Below are 18,721 nucleotides of genomic sequence, written 5' to 3'. Positions count from 1 at the left end.
ATGAATAAACACTCTCAGACATCCATGCCCTCCCCGGTATGGGCACCGTCGGACGAACGAGTTAAAAACTCGGCGATGGATAAGTTTCGTCGCTGGATTAACACTCAATATCATTTGGCACTAGAGAACTACCAGCAACTGCACCGCTGGAGTATTGAAGAGCCAGAGCGGTTTTGGCAGTCGATCTGGATCTTTACTGAGGTCAAGGGAGAGATGGGCGTGGGCCCCTATCTACTTAACGCGGAGCGGATGCCAGGCGCACAATGGTTTCCCAATGCCACTCTCAACTACGCTGAAAACCTCCTCTATCCCGAAGGCTTTGAGTGCTTCAACGACCATGAACGCGAGCAAATGAGCGACAAAGCAGCACTGATCTGTTTTAGTGATGATGGCATAGAGGGGATCAGGAAAGAGGTCACTTATCAGGTACTGCGACGCCGTGTTGCCAAGCTGCAACGTGCCCTAGAAGAGAGCGGGGTCGGTGCCGGCGATGTGGTCGCGGGCTACCTGCCTAACTGCTTCCAAACCGTGATAGCGATGCTAGCAACCTCGTCATTGGGTGCCGTATGGACCAGCTGTTCACCAGATTTCGGCGTAAAGGGCGTTCTGGATCGTTTCAGCCAGACCAAACCCAAAGTGCTGTTTACCGTTGATGGTTATCAATACGGTGGCAAAGAGATCGATATGCGTGACAAGTCGGCCGCTGTAGCCGATGCATTGCCATCGTTAAGCGCCGTGGTACAAGTTAATTTCCTCCATCCAGACGCAACGCTACCGGTGGTGCATAAACAGAGTAACGTGACCTATTTCCAGGTGTACATGGACAATGACGCCATAACGCCGACGTTTCACCCCTGCGCCTTCGATGATCCGCTATATGTCCTCTATAGCTCTGGCACCACAGGTACGCCGAAATGCATTGTCCACGGTATTGGCGGCACCTTACTGCAGCATCGCAAAGAGCATCTGTTACACTGCGACATCACTCAGAATGACGTGTTGTTTTTCTTTACCACATGCGGTTGGATGATGTGGAACTGGCTTGCTTCTGGGTTAGCCAGTGGCGCAACGATTGTATTGTTTGATGGCAATCCTTTAGATCGTGAAGACAAACTGTGGCGTATCGCTGAGCAGGAAAAGATCTCAGCACTTGGTACCAGTGCCAAGTACCTTTCAGCATTGGAACAATCGGGTTTTAAACCCGCGGTTCAGTGCCAACTCTCCGAGCTAAAGCTGATCATGAGTACCGGCTCTCCGTTATCACCCTCAAGCTATGACTTTGTCTATCAAGACATTGCTGAAGACCTCTGCCTGGCATCGATATCTGGCGGTACGGATATTGTTTCCTGCTTTGCCTTAGGCAACCCCACCCTGCCCGTATGGCGCGGTGAATTGCAAAGCCTAGGATTGGGCATGGATGTCGCGGTATACGATAGCGAAGGTCGTGCGGTGTTTGGCGAAAAAGGGGAACTGGTGTGTTGTCACCCCTTCCCCTGTATGCCGTTAGGGTTTTGGGATGATAATACCAACGACATACCCCATGGCCATAAGTATCACCGCGCCTATTTCGAGCGCTTCTGCAATGTATGGGCTCATGGCGATTATGCTGAGATAACGCCAAATAACGGTCTGGTGATCCATGGCCGTGCCGATGCCGTGTTGAACCCCGGCGGTGTAAGGATTGGCACTGCCGAGATCTATCGACAAGTGGAACGATTAGATGACGTAGTTGAAAGTCTCGCCATTGGCCAGCCGTGGGAAGATGATCAACGTGTGATCCTGTTTGTGGTACTGAAAACTGGTTCAGTACTGACAGAACTGCTGCAGCAAAAAATACGTCGGCAGATCCGAGACAACACCACTCCAAGGCATGTTCCCGCCAAAATCATTGCTGTCCCCGAATTACCCCGCACCATCAGCGGCAAACTGGTAGAGCTCGCAGTCAAACAGGTGGTGATGAACGAAACTGTCACCAACACAGATGCCTTGGCAAATCCCGAGGCCCTCCTTTTGTTTAAAGACCTGCCTGAACTGCAAACTTAACGCAAACCACTTACCCGACTATTTCAGTAAGCTATTCCCTGCGCGATTACATCTTGATAACATTTGTCCTAATGGGGGAGACAGCAGTTCAGATTACACCTCCAAACGGATCTTAATAAACATTGGAATTTAGCAGGTAGTAGTGGATGTATATTAAATCACCCCTGATCGTGGTCAGCGCCCTGAGCTGCCTACTTACCGCCTGTGGCGGTGGTGGCTCAGACTCTGGCTCAACAGACATCGTCACACGCTCGGTATTCACCGAAACGTCCGAACTTCAAACCGGTAGCGATACCTGCCCAAATGGTGGCATTAATATCGACCTGGGACTAGATAACAACGGTAACGGCGTACTCGATGCGGACGAAGTAACCGAAACACGTTTCGTCTGTCACGGCGCCGATGGTAGCGACGGTGCTGACGGAAGTGACGGTGCTGATGGCAGCGACGGCGCTGACGGAAGTGATGGTGCCGATGGTAAGCTCGCGCTGCTAAACATCACGCTTGAACCCGCTGGCAGCCATTGTGAAAACGGTGGTCTATTGATTGAAGCCGGATTAGACAGTGATTCGAATGGCGAATTAGCGGCTGAAGAGATCACCTCCAGTGAATATGTCTGCAACGGCTTAAACGGAAGCGACGGTGCCGATGGTAGTGACGGCGCTGACGGAAGCGACGGTGCTGATGGTAGCGGCGGCTCAGACGGAAGTGACGGTGCTGATGGTAGCGACGGCTCAAACGGTGAAAATGCCAATGATCTGCTTGCCATATCTGATGAGACACTCGCCGAGTCTGACAGCACATTAACCTTTACTGTGACGATGAATGAAGCACAGGCCGTAGATAAAACATTTACCTACGGTACAGTCAATGTCACGGCAACCAGTGGCAGTGACTACCAAGCCACGGCAGGTAAACTCACCTTCTTAGCTGGTGAAACAACCAAGACCATTGATGTCAGCCTGATGGATGACAGCACCTATGAATGCGACGAGTACTTTTTGCTGCAGCTCAGTGGTGGCACCACCGTTTCAGCTTTTGGCATCATCGCGCAAGACACCGACACCAATGAGGTAAACTTCACCGATACTGTCGCCTACGTTAATGAAAACGCAGGTACTGCCGCACTCGAGATTCAACTCGAACAGCCGGCCTGTGAAGCGCTGAGCCTACCACTCAATTTAAGTAGCAGTGATGCGACCGAAGACGATGACTATGTGGCCAGTCCTGCGGTTTTTGCCAAAGGCGCAACGGCCGGGACGGTCAATGTTACCATCGTAGACGACACCGAAGCTGAAGTCAGAGAAACGGTAAACATCGCCATCGTTGACCAGGGGAACTTCGTTGCAGGTTCGAATGATGCTTTGGATTTAGCGATCATGCCTGTCGCCGCCACCCTGAATAACGGCGGCTATTACGCAACCTGCGTATCATCGCAGGATGGCCTGACTAAGTGTTTTGGTTACGGGGATAACTACAACCTGTTCCATGATGATCCCAGCGAATTTGGTTATGAAGACAGTGAGATGGGCGAGAACCTACCTGTCTCACAACTAGGCAGTATCCCGCCACTGCAAGTCGAAGTTGGCGAATACCTTTCATGCATTTTAACCACCGCTTATGAAGTGAAATGCGTTGCTAGCGCGACAGACGTCGGTGCAGACACCGCAACTTATGGCACCAACTTAGGGGATGTGGCATCCGAACTCGGTGATTCCATGTTCACGTTGGCTTTAGGTGATGACTTTACCCCAGCAATGATAGGTGTCGGCAACAGCCACGCATGTGCTCTATCTGATACTGGCAAGGTAAAATGCTGGGGCGGCGGAGATTACGGGCGCCTTGGGTATGAAAGCACAGATGACATTGGTGATGCCGACGGCGCAGAAATGGGCAATGCGCTGCTTACCATCGACCTCGGTACAGACATAGTTGTTGAGCAGCTGGCAGTGGGCTATTTCCACAACTGTGCCCTTATCACCGGCGGACTAGTTAAATGCTGGGGACGAAACCAATATGGCGAATTAGGTTTAGGTGACGATAGCAACCGGGGTGATGGCCTGGATGATAGTGACAACCCATTGCCTGGTGGCAGCTATGAAATGGGCGATGATCTGCCCTATGTTCAATTGGGTACTGGCCGCACAGCCAAAAAGCTTTTCGCAGGCTATCGTAAAACCTGTGCCATTCTCGACAATGATGAACTTAAATGCTGGGGCCTCAATACATCAGGAGCACTAGGACAAGGCGATACCGAACATCGCGGTGACAATAGCAATGAAATGGGTGACAACTTGCTGCCAATCCAACTTGGCACGGGCCTATATGCCGTCGATGTTGCGCTCAACTTCACCAACATTTGCGCCCTGTTAAACAACGATGAAGTAAAGTGTTGGGGGGATGGCTCATATATCGCCGATGGACGTGGCAGTGACTACGATTTAGGTGATGGCCTAGACGAGACAGCAGCGCCGTTGGCAGATCCACTCAGTGAAATGGGTGATGGTTTGGCTGCCATCGACTTTGGTGATGGTTTAGTCGCTCAAGAAATTGTCGGCGAAGGGACTCAAATGTGTGTGTTGCTCAGCGACCATACGGTTAAATGTTGGGGGGATGGCGAATACGCAGTACTCGGTATTCCAGCCTTCTACGACGAATACTTAGGCGACGATCCTGGCGAAACAGGTAACGACCTGCCAACTGTCAGCCTTTATTAGGCTTTGCAACAGGTGCGCGATATCCATTTTCGCCACCAATCTCTAAAAAAGAAGCGGGTCTGCCCGCTTCTTTTTTACTAGCACCATTAAATTCATTCACAGCCCATTAGCCATACCACTTACTTTCGAATTAACAGCCGTTTATCCGGTATTCCAAGATTTTTTACTATTAGATGAAAAAACAGGTAACGCTTCCTTTGTCGCTGCTTCTGGGCTTACATTTTTTAGTGCATGCAGCTTGAACGCACAAAAAAGCAGGGATTTACCCTGCTTTTCTAATATGTTCTAGTGCTTGAGTTTAATCGAATTCAAGTATTGGAATACGGCCATACCCTTGGCTCTCTGGCTCCAACTTATTGTAGTACAAGTCTATGTTTCCAATCTCATCTTTGGAGGTGGAGCCACTCCAAGAGCGTGCATCATTCAGCGAATAAAAGTGCTCACCGTTAATATCAAGATCAGCGATGCCATCAAGTCGGTGGTAATCACGATTGGGCTGCACTCCAATTCGATCAAAATAAAAGCCTGTCACTGGAGTTTCAGAAATCTGAATTGTATCGCTATCACCATCTGCATATGCCACCTTCAGTATTAGTCCTGAGTTTACAGACGACTCAAACCTAAAGCGCCACCATTCACCAGTGCGGATTTTATCTGATAAAACGTCATTGCTAGTATGGCGATGGACCGTCACCGTATTGTCATCATTAATGCGCATACGCGATGCTGCACTGTAAGCTGCAAGCACAAAGTCGCCTTCATAACCCGCAACAGGTTTTATCTTGCCATCGTAATACCACGCACTTTCGCTAAAGGTGAATCTGTCAGCAAAACCGAGCATGTCATTTCGACCATCAAGCTTAGGCCAATAACGTTCCGTAGGTTGGTAGCGCATGCCATCTTTCAAGCTGTAGCCGTATTCATGCATCACCAGTTGGTCATTCAACATAAACAGGTAAGCTGAGTCAGGATCGATACCACAATCACGATAATTAAAACTGTACTCATTAAGTTGCTCATCCCACTCGGTAATGTATTGAGCACATAAGTTACTCACTTGATAGATATCACCGTGGTTGCCGATAAATACAGCTTGCTTATCACGAGAAACATATATTTCAGCCGTCTGCACTCGCATAAACTCGTAACCATCTTGGCTAGAGGCATTGTTATCAACACCCAATAGTGCAATCGTTGGAGAAGCATCAGGTTGAACATCTGCAAGAGGAGCCTCAACATCATAAATAACCACGCCATCAACAAATGCTTTCAGGCGTTTATTATCTAAATCAGCCAAATACATAATATTATGCCAAGCTTGATCTGCCTTAGATAAAAAGAGCTTTGGGTATCTATCACTGTCTCCACCACCGCCATAAAGGCCTTCGGTGCCGGTTAAGCTAGAACGAAACACGGGATCCTGTTGCTCATCCCAAATGCGGAGATACTTATTACTGCCAGGTACTAATCTTTTTGTATATCGTAGCTGTTCCCCGGATTCTTCGCCTGTTATGGTGCCGCTATGTTCCAGCAGCCTACCTTGACCTAAGACATCAACCGCCACATGCAAGTGACCATAAGTCGAATTAAAATCCAATACCTTAGCGGTGACTTGGCGTTCACCATCATCAATGACTACCGATTCACCCAGCGTCCAGTAGTCATCAGTTGCAGTGATCAAATCGCCACTATCATTCCCTTCTAGCTCAAAGCGATAGTACTGCAACTGATCAACGTTAGACCGATACATATAGTTGATATGTACACTCCGGCCGCTGGCCAAGGTATCAGCCCCAACGCCAGATTCCCCCATCGCATGTGGCCACCCTAAAAAGCTTTTATGGCGATTCATCCGATAAATCGCGGTCGGTTGCATAAACCCTTCAAATCGGGGGGCGGGTAGTTGAGAAAAAATAGGTGGGTGCCCGTTGAATGAGCAGTTAGACGACTTACCATATACCGATTCATTTACGCCAATAAAGTATTCTCCAGCTTGCAAAAAATCGTCTCGAAAATCGTTACACTCGACCGGAGATTCACTATAACCAACAGGCATCGCTACACCGTTCTGCCAAGCTGTACCACCGAGGTCAAACAGCTTAGGTGCCGCTTGTTCGCGCGGTCCTAGCTTGTCTGTGACAACAGTGACAATTGTACCGGGCAAGATCTCGCGAGTAGTGTCTTTAGATGATTTAAATTGTATTGATTTTACTAAGATCGCATCGATTGGCTTGGGCGAAAGCTCAGGCTGAGAAGGTACTTCCGGTACTTCCGGTACTTCTGGTGCTTCCGGCACTTCCGGCACTTCCGGCACTTTCGGTGCTTCCGGTGCTTCCGGTACTTCCGGTGCTTCCGGTGCTTCCGGCTCTTCCGGTACTTCCGGTGCTTCCGGCTCTTCCGGTACTTCCGGTACTTCCGGTGCTTCCGGTATGATCGTCTCTGGGTTAGTGAGATCTATAGAGGTTCCACCATCCGATCCACCACACGCACTTAAGATAAACGCCAGCGTCACCGCTAAGCCATTTTTTCGGTAGGACATCCTTGTGCTCATATCACTCATTATTTCTAGAATTAGATATAATGAAAGATATTAAACAGAACAACCGCTCAGGGCAACACGACATTAGCCATAACTAATTGAAAATATTAAAAGTTGAGAGATAAATCGAACAGATATCTAAGGCTTTTTATAAAGCTATTTCTGCATTGTCGTGATTCAAAACAAGAGCCGTACAACCTATAACAACTGTTCGATATCACCATGTATGAAATAAATTTCACGGTGACGTTTCGCTGCTAACCGTTCCCGGCCCGCAGCCAGTGTCTGCTTCTACCTACTGCTCAGTATGGCAACAGCTCTGTTTTCGATTACTCGTAAAAAAACGCGCTTTCATCTCAATAACCACCAGCCGTAAGATGGCTGCCCCCAACAACAATGCAGATAATTGGCTAATCATACCTTCTGACGCCATATGTTCATGCGCTTTACCGGCAATATCCCAACCTTGCGCCACAACCACAATATTGAGCAGATAACCAAACATAAAACTAGCGATCACAACGCCGCCCAGGTAAGCCACTAAAGCACGCTTACCTAACTCTTTGCCGACAATCGCTAAGGTGCCCAAATTGGTTGCGGGTCCCACCATCATAAACACCAAGACAGCACCAGGTGACACCCCAGCCAGCAATAATCCTGCAGCGATCGGAGTGGATGCTGTGGCACAGATATACATAGGCACGCCGATGAGCGCCATCACTACAAAAGCGAGAAATCCACTACCCCACTGAGCCAGAAAACTAGCCGGTACCCATGTCTGTACAGCAGCCGCAAAAGCTAGACCAATCAATAACCAGAAAGCGATATCTTTGAGCATATCGTGAAAAGAGAATCCAACACCGGCGACCAAGCGCTGATAAACAGAAACCTTCTCGGTAGCTCGCGGCTTCTCACTGCTGCAACTGCCCTGGGAACTACAACAGCTGGATGTTGCCTTCTCCGCATCAGCTGATGCAGCAAGACTGCCATCAGAGGCTTCCGCTTTACCCACTAAGACACCGGACAAAATACCGCTGAAAATAGCAGCAATCGGACGCACGATCGCCATCACCGGACCAAGCAATGCATAAGTTACGGCAATAGAATCTACACCAGTCTCGGGCGTCGCGACTAAAAATGAAACCGTCGAGTTTTTCGAAGCGCCACTGCGGCGTAACCCTAGCGCGGCAGGCACCACGCCACAAGAACAAAGAGGCAAAGGTGCGCCAATCACCGCCGCCTTAACCGTGGCCCAAATCCCCCGTCCACCTAAATGACGGCTCATAAAATCTGCTGGCACAAAACTCTTTATCAAACCGGCCACAAAAAAGCCAAGCAATAGCCAGGGCGCTGACTCAATAAAAATGTCCATCAAACTATTGGAAAAAGCTAACATGGCGCCTCCATTTTCACTGGTTCTCCCGTTTCAAGGGCTTGCAATATAGTGCAATGTTCTGCCGACTCATCGCCGCCACAACATGCGTCATTCATCACGCGCAATGCCCCTCGTATCCGTTTAAGTTCCGTAAGTTTTTGTTCGATCTCTTGCAGCTTATTCTCTGTCATCTGCTTCACTTCGCCACAAGAGTGATGTGCCTTATCTAGACGCAGTGACAGTAGCTCTTTAATCCCGTCCAAGGTAAAACCTACCATTTTAGCTCGCTGAATGAACCGCAGGCGCTCCAAGGCTGCAGGCTCATAGAGGCGGTAACCTGCTGCAGTACGATCGGCTGGCAGGATCAATTCCATCTTCTCGTAATAACGTAACGTGTCATTGCTCACGCCCGTTAGTCGGGAGAGCTCGCCAATCTTATACATGGAACCTCGCTCAGATCTCACCGGATCATAAATATTCGTAATCTCTATACCGTAATGATAAACCCTAGAGCTAGGTCTAAGGTCAAGTGTTCACATTTTTTTAACTCTGGGCTGTGCAAAGCTATAAGGCTCGATATACTGCGGCCATCACTTATTCGATCCATATGCGTCAGGAACACGCCCTTTATGGCATTAGTAAGCAGACTAAGAACCATCGTATTGGCGCTCAGCCTGTTTTACGCGACCTTCTATCCCGCACTCGCATCAGTGATCTATACCCCTACCAGCTACCAAACCGCCTGCCATTTTCACGGGCGCTGCCTCGCCAGAGGAGTCGAATGGTTAGATCAGCGCATTGATGAGTTAGTGGAATATTGGCGTCATGATCGTTATCGATTACCGAGAAACTGGACCATTAAAGAACGACAACACCTAAAAGAAGTTAGAGCGATGTACGATCAATTGGTGTGGGGATTACCAATCGCGTTGATCCTGCTACTCGCCTTCGCCAACCAGAAGCAGATGTTAGCCGCCGCACGCTTTAATACGCTGTTTGTCGTGTCATTACTGCTGCTGATCCCAGTGTTTAACCCGTTCTGGAAAGAGGTTTTTCATCCGTTACTGTTTGATAACCTGATGTGGAAAAACAACCGTGCCGACACCTCCTGGTACTTTATGCCGAAGACCTTCTTTCGCGTCAGTACCATCTACATCATCTGCGCAACAACATTCGTAAACCTGATCATATGGCAGTGGTTACGAATCTCCTCTCGCCGGAGAACAGAATAATAATCATTAAGATAGATAATCAAAAAAAGGAAGTTGTAATGAAAGCAATAATACTGGCCTCTTTCACCGCCCTAGTACTCAGTGGTTGTGTATCCGTTGATGTTGATGCCGTTCAAAGGGTTTCAGTAAAAGAAGCAAGGAACACTCAGCCAATCGATGGTACGGCGGCAACATGTTCTAGCATGGGAGAGCTCACCAAAAGCTGCGACAACTGGGATGGCGCTAACAAAGAAATTGAAATAGATGGCCATAAGATGCGGATCGGAGCCAATGAAGCAGGAACTACGGTATTAATAATGTTTCACTCCGATGATTGTGGCGTGAGCGAGCTTCCCTGCATGACAGGCGCAAGTAATACTGCATACAAGTTGCTAAAAAGACACTATGAGAATGCAGACATCAACATCATTTCAGTTCAAGCGTTTGCAGTTGGAGAATATGTCGCGGGCTATCTAATAACACTGGATAAAGATGGGTTCAGCGTATTTGAGAATGCAAGCTAAATAGGACCAGCCCCCCCAAAATACCGCGGTCAAATCTACCGCGGTAGTTCAGTAACTCACTTCGTATACGTAAACCTCTCATTGTTTCACTCCAAGTCGCTACACGAATTTAGATGGCAAGCAAAGGTATAACTTCGCGGAAGAAGTTCATTTGAAAGGCAATGAATGGCTACTATCAAATGCCGCATATTGCAGTTCCATGACCCACGGGGAAAAATTGATAAACAAAAACTCGCCGATATCGTAGCGCTAAAGCTACCCAATCAGAGCGGTTTTCATCCTAGCGAGATGCAAGCAAAATCTGTCACCAGCGAAATAGAGTTAGCACAGCTGTTCCAACAGCAGGAGTTAACGCTGGCGATCCGCTAGCTGTTTTGCATTACTATATTGATAAGAGTTAGAGCTATCACTTGAAAGGTCACCGATGATAAAGCTAGAGCACATTGCCATCTGGACTAGAGATCTGGAGGGATTAAAAACCTTTTACGTTGACTACTTCGAAGCCACAGCCAGCCAAAAATATACCAATGAAGCAAAAGGCTTTAGCTCCTATTTTCTCGCCTTTGATGGTGAGGCTCGTATCGAACTGATGCAAAACAAAAGTATTCCCGACTGCACCAACGATCCTTATCAACAGGCAACGGGTCTTACTCATATGGCGATATCCGTTGGCTCTGAATATGCAGTAGACAACCTGACCGAGCGCCTGAAAGCTGATGGCTACGAGGTACTGGATGGCCCCCGCCGCACTGGCGATGGTTACTACGAAAGCGTAGTGTTAGATCCAGAAAACAATCGGATTGAGATAACGGCTTAGCATTTTTTCTTCTTCTAACTAATTAAAAAACGAGGCTTAGAGCCTCGTTTTTTAATGCTCTTAATTGTCTTCACTTCTCAGCAAACTACGCGACCGCTTGCTCCAATAATTCACGGCTCTGTTCAAGGCTGATTTTCTGATGTTCGCCCAGTGCAGTCATACCGTGGCTTTCCAGGTTACCAACAATGCTGCTGATGGCGGCGGCTTTATCCGCGCCATGCTCGGTCAGCTGGGTTGGCACATCTAAGCTGTGATAGAAGGCTTCTATCGCTTGCACGGTCCGCTCTGCCAAGTCATCACCAGCATCCAAACCGAACACATTACGCCCCATCTGCTCCAGCTTGGCCTTTTTATCGGCCATCTGGTTACGTAACAAAGATGGCTGCACAATCGCCAGCGAACGAGCATGATCAACGCCATACAAAGCGGTCAACTCGTGACCTATCATGTGCGTCGCCCAATCCTGTGCCACACCGGCACCAATCAAGCCATTCAGCGCTTGGTTAGCAGTCCACATCAAATTTGCACGCCAGCTATCGTTATCACGATCGGCAAATTGCGAGGCTAACACCCTCAGATTCTTTAATAAGGCTTCTGCGTAACCATCCTGCACCATCGCATCTGCCGGAAAGGTCAAATACTGCTCACAAGTATGCACCCACGCATCAACGATACCGTTAGCCAATTGGCGCTCAGGCAATGTCTTCATTACATCAGGGTCCATTACGGCAAACTTGGGTTGTACCGCAGGTGCCAAAAAGGCCAGTTTGGTTTGCGTCGCGGCTTTAGTGATCACGGCGCCCATATTTGATTCTGAGCCTGTCGCTGGCAAGGTTAAGATCGCCGCCAATGGTACAGCCTCTGTCACCTGATGCTTACCCTCAAGGATGTCCCAACCGTCGCCTTCATATAACGCCGCTGCGGCGACATATTTAGAGCCATCTATCACCGAGCCACCGCCGACAGCGAGAATATAGTCAACGCCCTGCTCCTTCACGATAGCCACTGCTTTATTCAGTGTCTCCGCCGTTGGGTTGGCTTCAACCCCAGAAAATTCTAGCCAGTCATACCCTTCTAATGCCGCGCCCACTTGCTCATAAACGCCGTTGCTCTTAATTGAGCCACCACCATAAATCACCAGCACTTTCTGCTGTTTCGGGATCAATCCACTAATAGAAGCAATCTGACCCTGACCGAACTGGATCTGTGTTGGATTAACATAAGAAAATTGCATTGAATTCACCCTTAATTTTTAAATTCTTTAACAACACGGACTCAACGAAGCGACAACCATCGCTCCATCAATAAACTTGTGACTAGCATAATAGTATTAACAGGTGTAACCAAAAAGGTCGATTACTGCCTTTATCTTGCCTAATTCTATCAGGTGATTTATTCTCTCTTTCAAATTGTCTGTACAGGTTATCCCTATGTCGATCGCGACACTGATGAATCATTACGTCGAAGCGCAGCAGCTCGATCATCTCGATGGCATTAAAGAAACAGGGATTCCAGGCGTGCGTTTTTACCGCGCCCCGCACAGTAGCGCCAGGCAGCCGCTGCTTTACCAATCCGGGATAATCATCATAGGTCAGGGTCGTAAGTTGATCCATTTAGGCGAGCATAGCGTTGGCTACGGCGCTGGTGACTATCTGGTACTTGGCGTGCCCCTGCCGCTGGAGTGCGAAGCCTTCACTGATGGGGATAAACCCATTCTCGGTTTAGTCATCGATATTGAGCCTGCAGTACTCCATAAACTGGTGGGCCTAATTGAACAACAGACAACTGCAAACGACGGCCTAAATACACCAAGCCGCGGCGTCCATTCAGTGGCTTTAGATCCCGCAATGGAGCTATCAGTAGAGCGATTGCTCACAGCGATGGCTTGCCCTTTAGATAGTGCAGTATTAGGCCAACATCTGCTGGAGGAGATCATCTATCGCGTATTGATGGGACCACAGGGCAACACCCTGTTTGGACTCGCGCAGCAGGACGGCCATTACGCTCGCATCGCCAAAGCCCTAAATCGTGTACACAGTGATTACGCAGCACCGATCACCATCGATCACCTCGCAGATGAAGCCAACATGAGCGTATCTGCGTTTCATCGTGCGTTCCGCCAAGTCACCTTGGAATCACCACTGCAATACTTAAAGAAAGTGCGCTTAGTGAAGGCAAAGGAACTGATCCTGCTCGAAGGAAAACGCGCCAATGACGCTGCGCGACTGGTTGGTTACACTAGCCCTTCCCAATTCAGCCGCGAGTTTAAGCGCCACTTCAATCGCTCTCCGAGCGCAATGCGGGCATAGTAATTCTTTCCCTGTAAACGCAAAGACAAAAGCCCTCTCCCCTTGGAGAGGGAACTAAGAATTGTATCGTCTTAATTGGCCACTATTTCGTCGTGTGGAGGTGGCACGGTAATTATCGCTCCCTTGTTTTTAGCCTCTTCTCCCCGAGGGAGAAGATTGAGATGAGGGGGCTTTTAGCGTTTCGCTCGGTATCTGGCTTTTGTAGTGGTCAACTAATACCGGACAGTAAGTTAGGTCGAATTTCTGCCTCAGCAGGTGCCACACCATTGTTGTAACGGTGTGGCCGTTGCCAGTTGTAATAGTCCATTAAATAAAAGCTGATATCCTTCATCGCTTCAGATATTGATGTATAGCCGGTTGTAGGCACCCATTCTGACTTTAAGCTGCGGAACAACCGCTCCATTGGAGCGTTGTCCCAGCAGTTACCTCTGCGGCTCATGCTTTGCGTCATACGGTAACGCCATAAGTGTTGGCGAAACTTGCGACTGGCATACTGACAGCCCTGATCTGAATGGAACAGATCACAACTTGGCCTGCCTCGTTGTTCATAGGCCATTGCCAGCGCTTTTGTCACCAAGGCTGCATCAGGCTTATCGGACATCGCCCATCCGACAACGCGACGACAATACAAGTCCAGAACAACAGCCAGATAGCACCAACTATTGCCAGCCCAGATGTACGTGATATCTCCGCACCAAACTCTGTTTGGGCCTGAGGTCGTAAACTCTCGCGCAAGGTGGTTAGGTATATCTGACCGCTCTACCGAGGCATGTTTGTATGCGTGAGACCCCGGCTGCTTGCTAATCAGCTTTGCCTCTTTCATTAGCTGCCGTACTTTATAACGGCCAATGCAATAACCGAGCTTTCGCATCATATCGACCAGAATACGACTGCCCGCAGAGCACCGACTTAGCCCAAATAGTCGGCTTACTTCGCTACGTAATGCCATACGCTCGCTATCGACCTTTTGCTGCTTGTGCTGGTAATAACTTGATGTGGCGATATCAAATGCCGCACAGACCAACTCTACCGATTCATGCTCTCTCAACTGGTCTATCAGCGCGTACGTTCGAGTTCGTCCGACATTAAGAGAGCTGTGGCCTTTTTTAAAATCACCTTTTCTCGCTCAAGACGGTTAACCCGGGCTTCAAGCTCCTGAATTCGCTGTTGCTCAGGTGTCAGGGCTTTAGCCTTTGGGGTGGTACCACCTCGTTCGACTCTCAACTGCTCAACCCAACGCCGAAGCGCCGTTTCGCCAACATCAACTGCGCGGGCTGCTTCGGGAACAGAATACTGCTGGTCGACAACCAGGCTTGCCGCTTCGTGTTTAAATTCTGCTGTGAATGAACGACGTTTTCTAGTCATTGAACACCTCTTCTATGGTGGCGACTTTACCACCTTAAATGGTGTCCGGGATGATTAGACCACTACATTTACCATTGAACGGCAAATAGTGAAGACCGCTCACTCTTGCCTTTTCCCCTTGGAGAGGGAACTAAGAATCGTATCGCCTTAATTGGCCGCTATTTCGTCGTCTGGAGGGGGCACCGTAATTATCGCTCCCTTGTTTTTAGCCTCTTCTCCCCTGGGGAGAAGATTGAGATGAGGGGTCTTTTAGCGTTTCGCTCGGTATCTGACTTTAGTATTGAACAGCAAATAGCAAAAGCACCTCACTCTTGCCCTCTCCCAGTCTCTTTAAAAAAGAATTTGGGAACGTTGGCTTTAACTATTAATGCTTTCATTTTGAAGCGGGAATAACCCAATAACTATTTGCTTGGCTTTTCTGAGATCCACAGATTAATACTGCCTTTGACCACGACCGTGTCGTTATCGTCTAACGCGGTCACCGTGACAGGCATATCTCCGACCTGCCATGCCGACTGATCTACCTCAGCCACACAGCGGATGTCCGACCCTGCTTTCGCCGTGTAATCCAGTGTCATCCCTTTCGGGATCCAGCGAAGGTGGCGAGGAATAGAAGCTTCCGCCATGGTTCCCATCGCCATCTCTAGGCCATTTGCGATGGCAATAACGTGAACCGTACCTATGTGATTTTCAACACCACGGCGCTTGCGGATCAAACATTCGCACTTACCTGGAATAACCTGAGTAATACGCGGCGTAATTGTACCGAAGTATGGCGCACGACGGCTGATCACCTTGCCAAATAACCAACTACTAAAGGGAAGCTTGGAGAGCAGTCTCTGGGTTCTCAGCACGTAATTTTCAGCCACAATATACTCCTAACATCTGTATTCTTCTGCAGATGGCTATCAAAGTGGATACATCTGTCATTCGTAGCGCTCAGTAAAACAAGTACTGGTCGGATGTGTCAACCTTAATATAATTCCACGTTAAACAACACTCGCAATTAACACATAATCAAGAGCATATAGTCCGGCGTGAATCAGGCGAACTATAGCCCGTCTCTCTGCAAGAGAAAGAGCCGTAACCAATCAATACAGAGTCGCGTCAGTGATACAAATAATCAAATCACTTATCACTCAACATAAAACGCTTGCGTCACCAGCTAGGTTAACAAACTGTTAATTTTTGTTTGAACTTATGTGACTATCTACTGATTAATAGGTAGACTATTGCCCGCTTTACCTTGAAACAAGTCTTATTAAATTTCTCGAGAACGATGAAGTTAGCATTAAGACGTGTGTGAAGCGTATATTTTGAAGGTTGTTTCCAACCGCCCATTAATTATCCAATGAAGGTCATGGAATGAAGTATTCAATAATTTTTGTGTTTATGCTTTTTGTCACCGGTTGTGCAACTGACAAGGGAGTCACTTATCTCGAACAAGTTAACGTAGAGCCCGGTGCAAAAATCGTCATTTTGAAAGATGAACCCACCAGAGAAAGCGTTTTGCCAGTATTGGTCAAGTGGTTCAAGGATAATGGCTACGACTCAACCGTTGTCATGGCAGTCAGCGAGTCGACCCCTGACGACTACGTATTTTCATATAGAGCATGGTGGGGTTGGGATATTGCTACTTATATGAAAGACGTTGAGATGACGGTCAATAAGAACGGTGAAAGGTTGGGTGCACTTAATTTTGATGCATTGCAATATGGTGGCTTTGGGAAGTTTGGTGATGCCGAACAACGCTTACAGATTTTACTGGATGTGTTATTTGGAAAAATAACAGTTGACCAAGCGAATGAACAATTAAAAGTCACACAAGAAGAAACTGCAGAGCCTCCTCTACGGTAACACCTGCCCTCCCACAAAAGCTAAATATCATTTAGCTTAATCAAAGAGCAGGGCTGAGGAGAGAGGACAACGATAACTTGTCACTCTCCTCTTACTAGCTAAGAGTCACTTAATTTAATTGCCAGCAATACAAAATATTTATGATTGAGGGAGTCTCTTAATCATTTCAGGAACAAGATCAAACAGATCACCCACCAAGCCGTAATCTGCCACATCGAAAATAGGCGCATCGGCATCTTTATTAATCGCGACCACCACTTTAGCGTCTTTCATCCCTGCGATATGCTGAATAGCCCCTGAGATCCCCAATGCGATATACAGATCCGGCGCAACTATCTTACCTGTCTGTCCGACTTGAAAATCATTGCCGATAAAACCCGCGTCTACAGCAGCTCGCGATGCACCTACAGCGCCATTAAGTTTGTCAGCCAGTTGTTCAACCAGATGAAACTGTTCAGCACTTTGTAGACCCCGACCGCCCGACACAACGACTTTAGCGGCACTGAGCTCTGGTCGTTCACTTTCAGTGATCTGTTCACTTACAAACGACGACAAGTCATTCACGGCCAATGCTGCGATATCCTCTCTCACTCGCACCACAGTGACGGGATCACAGCCATTAGTTAGCGGCAAAGCAAATGCAGCACTACGGATAGTAATGACCTTAATAGCATCATGGCTACGCACTTTGGCGATGGCATTTCCCGCATACATTGGGCGAATAAATGTATCCTCGGATTCAATCGCGATCACATCAGACGTCATACCAACATCGAGCATAGCCGCTACCCGCGGTAATAGGTCTTTAGCAAACGTACTGCTGCCAGCCACTACAGCTTGATAATCCACTGCCAGAGCAGTAATCACCGGCGCCAAAGATTCTGCTAAACCATGTTCGACCGCGGCACTCTCCAATAGGTGGATCTGTCCGAGCGGATAACCCTGTAACTGGTCGACGATATGGGCGCTAGACGTTCCCCACAACAACAGATCAACATTGTCGGAGAGCTGCTGCGCTGCAGTCACCGCGCGGCAGGTTTGCTCACTGAGTCGCTGACCAGCAACACCATCACCTTGTATCTCAGCTATCACTAACACGGCCATCAGATCACCCCCGCTTCATTGCGTAACTTATCGACCAGTTCATCGACACTACTGACTTTAACCCCGGCTTTTCGGGGCGCGGGCGGCTTCAGTTCTAGTATCTCTATATGTTGAGACATGGCCGATAGATGCTCATCAACCGACTCCGATTCCAGCGGTTTCTGACGCGCTTTCATGATGTTGGGCAGAGATGCAAAACGTGGAGTATTCAAGCGCAGATCTGTAGAAATTACAGCTGGTAACGTCAGGCATAATGTTTGTAGTCCTGAATCCAGCTCTCGCGTCACATTGACCTTATTCCCGTCAATCTCGACTTTGGATGCAAACGTACCCTGCGACCAGTTCAATAGCCCGGCAAGCATCTGGCCAGTTTGATTATTGTCGCCATCAATCGACTGCTTACCCAGCAGCACTAGTCCGGGTGACTCACGGTCAACCACCCCTTTAAGCAATTTGGCGACATTTAACGGTTCCAGTTCACTATCTGTTTGCAAGTGAACCGCACGATCGGCGCCCAATGCTAAGCTAGTGCGCAACTGCTCCTGACTTGCACCGTCACCAATTGACACGGTAACCACTTCACTTGCGAGACCAGCCTCTTTCAGCTGCACGGCTTGCTCTACTGCTATCTCACAAAATGGATTAACGGCCATTTTAACCCCTGCGGTCTCAATCCCAGTGCCATCAGTCTTTACCCGCACCTTAACGCTGGGATCGATCACTCGCTTAATAGCTACTAAAACCTTCATTTCTACCCCATTAATTCAACCAGACTAGGCTAAATGCCAGTGCCATTAGCACGCCAGAGCGCTGCTGTAAGAATGGCTTTCCAATCTGTCATGTTTTGATTATCTTAGTTT

General features: G+C 48.4%; 16 protein-coding genes. 8 read left to right on the top strand and 8 right to left on the bottom strand.

What is annotated here, in order from left to right; translation table 11 throughout:
• Positions 1-2,043, top strand: coding sequence for an acetoacetate--CoA ligase (locus tag DU002_RS11915; RefSeq protein ID WP_233496486.1), 2,043 nt, complete (start codon positions 1-3; stop codon positions 2,041-2,043).
• 146 nt (positions 2,044-2,189) lie between these two features.
• Complete coding sequence (locus DU002_RS11910) at positions 2,190-4,760, top strand: DUF7151 family protein (RefSeq protein WP_114338608.1); 2,571 nt, start codon at positions 2,190-2,192, stop codon at positions 4,758-4,760.
• Between the two features lie 298 nt (positions 4,761-5,058).
• Here the strand turns inward: DU002_RS11910 and DU002_RS19505 are convergent, their stop codons facing one another.
• From DU002_RS19505 to zntR, 3 genes are all read right to left on the bottom strand, one after another.
• A complete protein-coding gene (locus DU002_RS19505; protein WP_233496485.1) occupies positions 5,059-7,311 on the bottom strand; it encodes a hypothetical protein in 2,253 nt (750 codons plus the stop codon).
• 283 nt (positions 7,312-7,594) lie between these two features.
• Complete coding sequence (locus tag DU002_RS11895; RefSeq protein WP_114338606.1) at positions 7,595-8,695, bottom strand: SO_0444 family Cu/Zn efflux transporter; 1,101 nt, start codon at positions 8,693-8,695, stop codon at positions 7,595-7,597.
• Positions 8,689-9,117 carry a Zn(2+)-responsive transcriptional regulator gene (gene zntR, locus DU002_RS11890; protein WP_114338605.1) on the bottom strand — a complete coding sequence of 143 codons (429 nt, stop codon included), beginning with the start codon at positions 9,115-9,117 and terminating at the stop codon, positions 8,689-8,691. Before zntR ends, DU002_RS11895 begins: the two co-directional genes overlap by 7 nt.
• Before the next feature lie 186 nt (positions 9,118-9,303).
• On the opposite strand from zntR, the gene DU002_RS11885 reads away from it, so the two are divergent.
• The 4 genes from DU002_RS11885 to DU002_RS11870 all read left to right on the top strand — a co-directional run bounded on the left by DU002_RS11885 (position 9,304) and on the right by DU002_RS11870 (position 11,226).
• Positions 9,304-9,906: a lipoprotein intramolecular transacylase Lit gene (locus DU002_RS11885; protein WP_158538044.1), complete on the top strand. Its 603-nt coding sequence runs from the start codon at positions 9,304-9,306 to the stop codon at positions 9,904-9,906.
• Positions 9,907-9,944: 38 nt separating this feature from the next.
• On the top strand, positions 9,945-10,409 hold the full coding sequence (locus DU002_RS11880) for a hypothetical protein (protein ID WP_114338603.1): 465 nt from the start codon (positions 9,945-9,947) through the stop codon (positions 10,407-10,409).
• A gap of 165 nt (positions 10,410-10,574) precedes the next feature.
• Entirely contained in the window at positions 10,575-10,778 is a 204-nt protein-coding gene (locus DU002_RS11875) for a hypothetical protein (protein ID WP_114338602.1), read from the top strand.
• A gap of 55 nt (positions 10,779-10,833) precedes the next feature.
• Positions 10,834-11,226, top strand: coding sequence for a VOC family protein (locus tag DU002_RS11870; protein WP_233496484.1), 393 nt, complete (start codon positions 10,834-10,836; stop codon positions 11,224-11,226).
• Positions 11,227-11,311: 85 nt separating this feature from the next.
• Here the strand turns inward: DU002_RS11870 and DU002_RS11865 are convergent, their stop codons facing one another.
• Positions 11,312-12,460: an iron-containing alcohol dehydrogenase gene (locus tag DU002_RS11865; protein WP_114338601.1), complete on the bottom strand. Its 1,149-nt coding sequence runs from the start codon at positions 12,458-12,460 to the stop codon at positions 11,312-11,314.
• A gap of 196 nt (positions 12,461-12,656) precedes the next feature.
• Between DU002_RS11865 and DU002_RS11860 the strand changes: the two genes are divergently transcribed.
• Positions 12,657-13,535: an AraC family transcriptional regulator gene (locus DU002_RS11860; RefSeq protein ID WP_114338600.1), complete on the top strand. Its 879-nt coding sequence runs from the start codon at positions 12,657-12,659 to the stop codon at positions 13,533-13,535.
• Between the two features lie 208 nt (positions 13,536-13,743).
• Here DU002_RS11860 and DU002_RS11855 read toward each other — a convergent pair.
• Together DU002_RS11855 and DU002_RS11850 are read right to left on the bottom strand one after the other, a co-directional pair.
• A protein-coding gene (locus DU002_RS11855) for an IS3 family transposase (protein ID WP_114338599.1) occupies positions 13,744-14,900 on the bottom strand; the annotation gives its coding sequence in 2 pieces (ribosomal slippage) (positions 13,744-14,645 and positions 14,645-14,900; 1,158 coding nt in all).
• Between the two features lie 401 nt (positions 14,901-15,301).
• The gene (locus DU002_RS11850; RefSeq protein ID WP_407642941.1) at positions 15,302-15,736 is read right to left on the bottom strand and encodes a hotdog fold domain-containing protein; all 435 of its coding nucleotides are present in this window, start codon (positions 15,734-15,736) and stop codon (positions 15,302-15,304) included.
• Positions 15,737-16,265: 529 nt separating this feature from the next.
• Here DU002_RS11850 and DU002_RS11845 point away from each other — a divergent pair.
• Positions 16,266-16,757, top strand: a complete 492-nt coding sequence (locus DU002_RS11845; protein WP_131416727.1) for an Sbal_3080 family lipoprotein — start codon at positions 16,266-16,268, stop codon at positions 16,755-16,757.
• Positions 16,758-16,895: 138 nt separating this feature from the next.
• On the opposite strand, the gene DU002_RS11840 is transcribed toward DU002_RS11845, so the two are convergent.
• Complete coding sequence (locus DU002_RS11840; protein ID WP_114338596.1) at positions 16,896-17,861, bottom strand: electron transfer flavoprotein subunit alpha/FixB family protein; 966 nt, start codon at positions 17,859-17,861, stop codon at positions 16,896-16,898.
• Complete coding sequence (locus tag DU002_RS11835) at positions 17,861-18,610, bottom strand: electron transfer flavoprotein subunit beta/FixA family protein (protein WP_114338595.1); 750 nt, start codon at positions 18,608-18,610, stop codon at positions 17,861-17,863. The genes DU002_RS11840 and DU002_RS11835 overlap by 1 nt, the downstream gene beginning before the upstream one ends.
• Positions 18,611-18,721: the final 111 nt, after the last annotated feature.

The sequence above is a fragment of the Corallincola holothuriorum genome (assembly GCF_003336225.1).
Taxonomy (GTDB): domain Bacteria; phylum Pseudomonadota; class Gammaproteobacteria; order Enterobacterales; family Neiellaceae; genus Corallincola; species Corallincola holothuriorum.
This window is presented reverse-complemented; position numbering and strand designations above follow the sequence as displayed.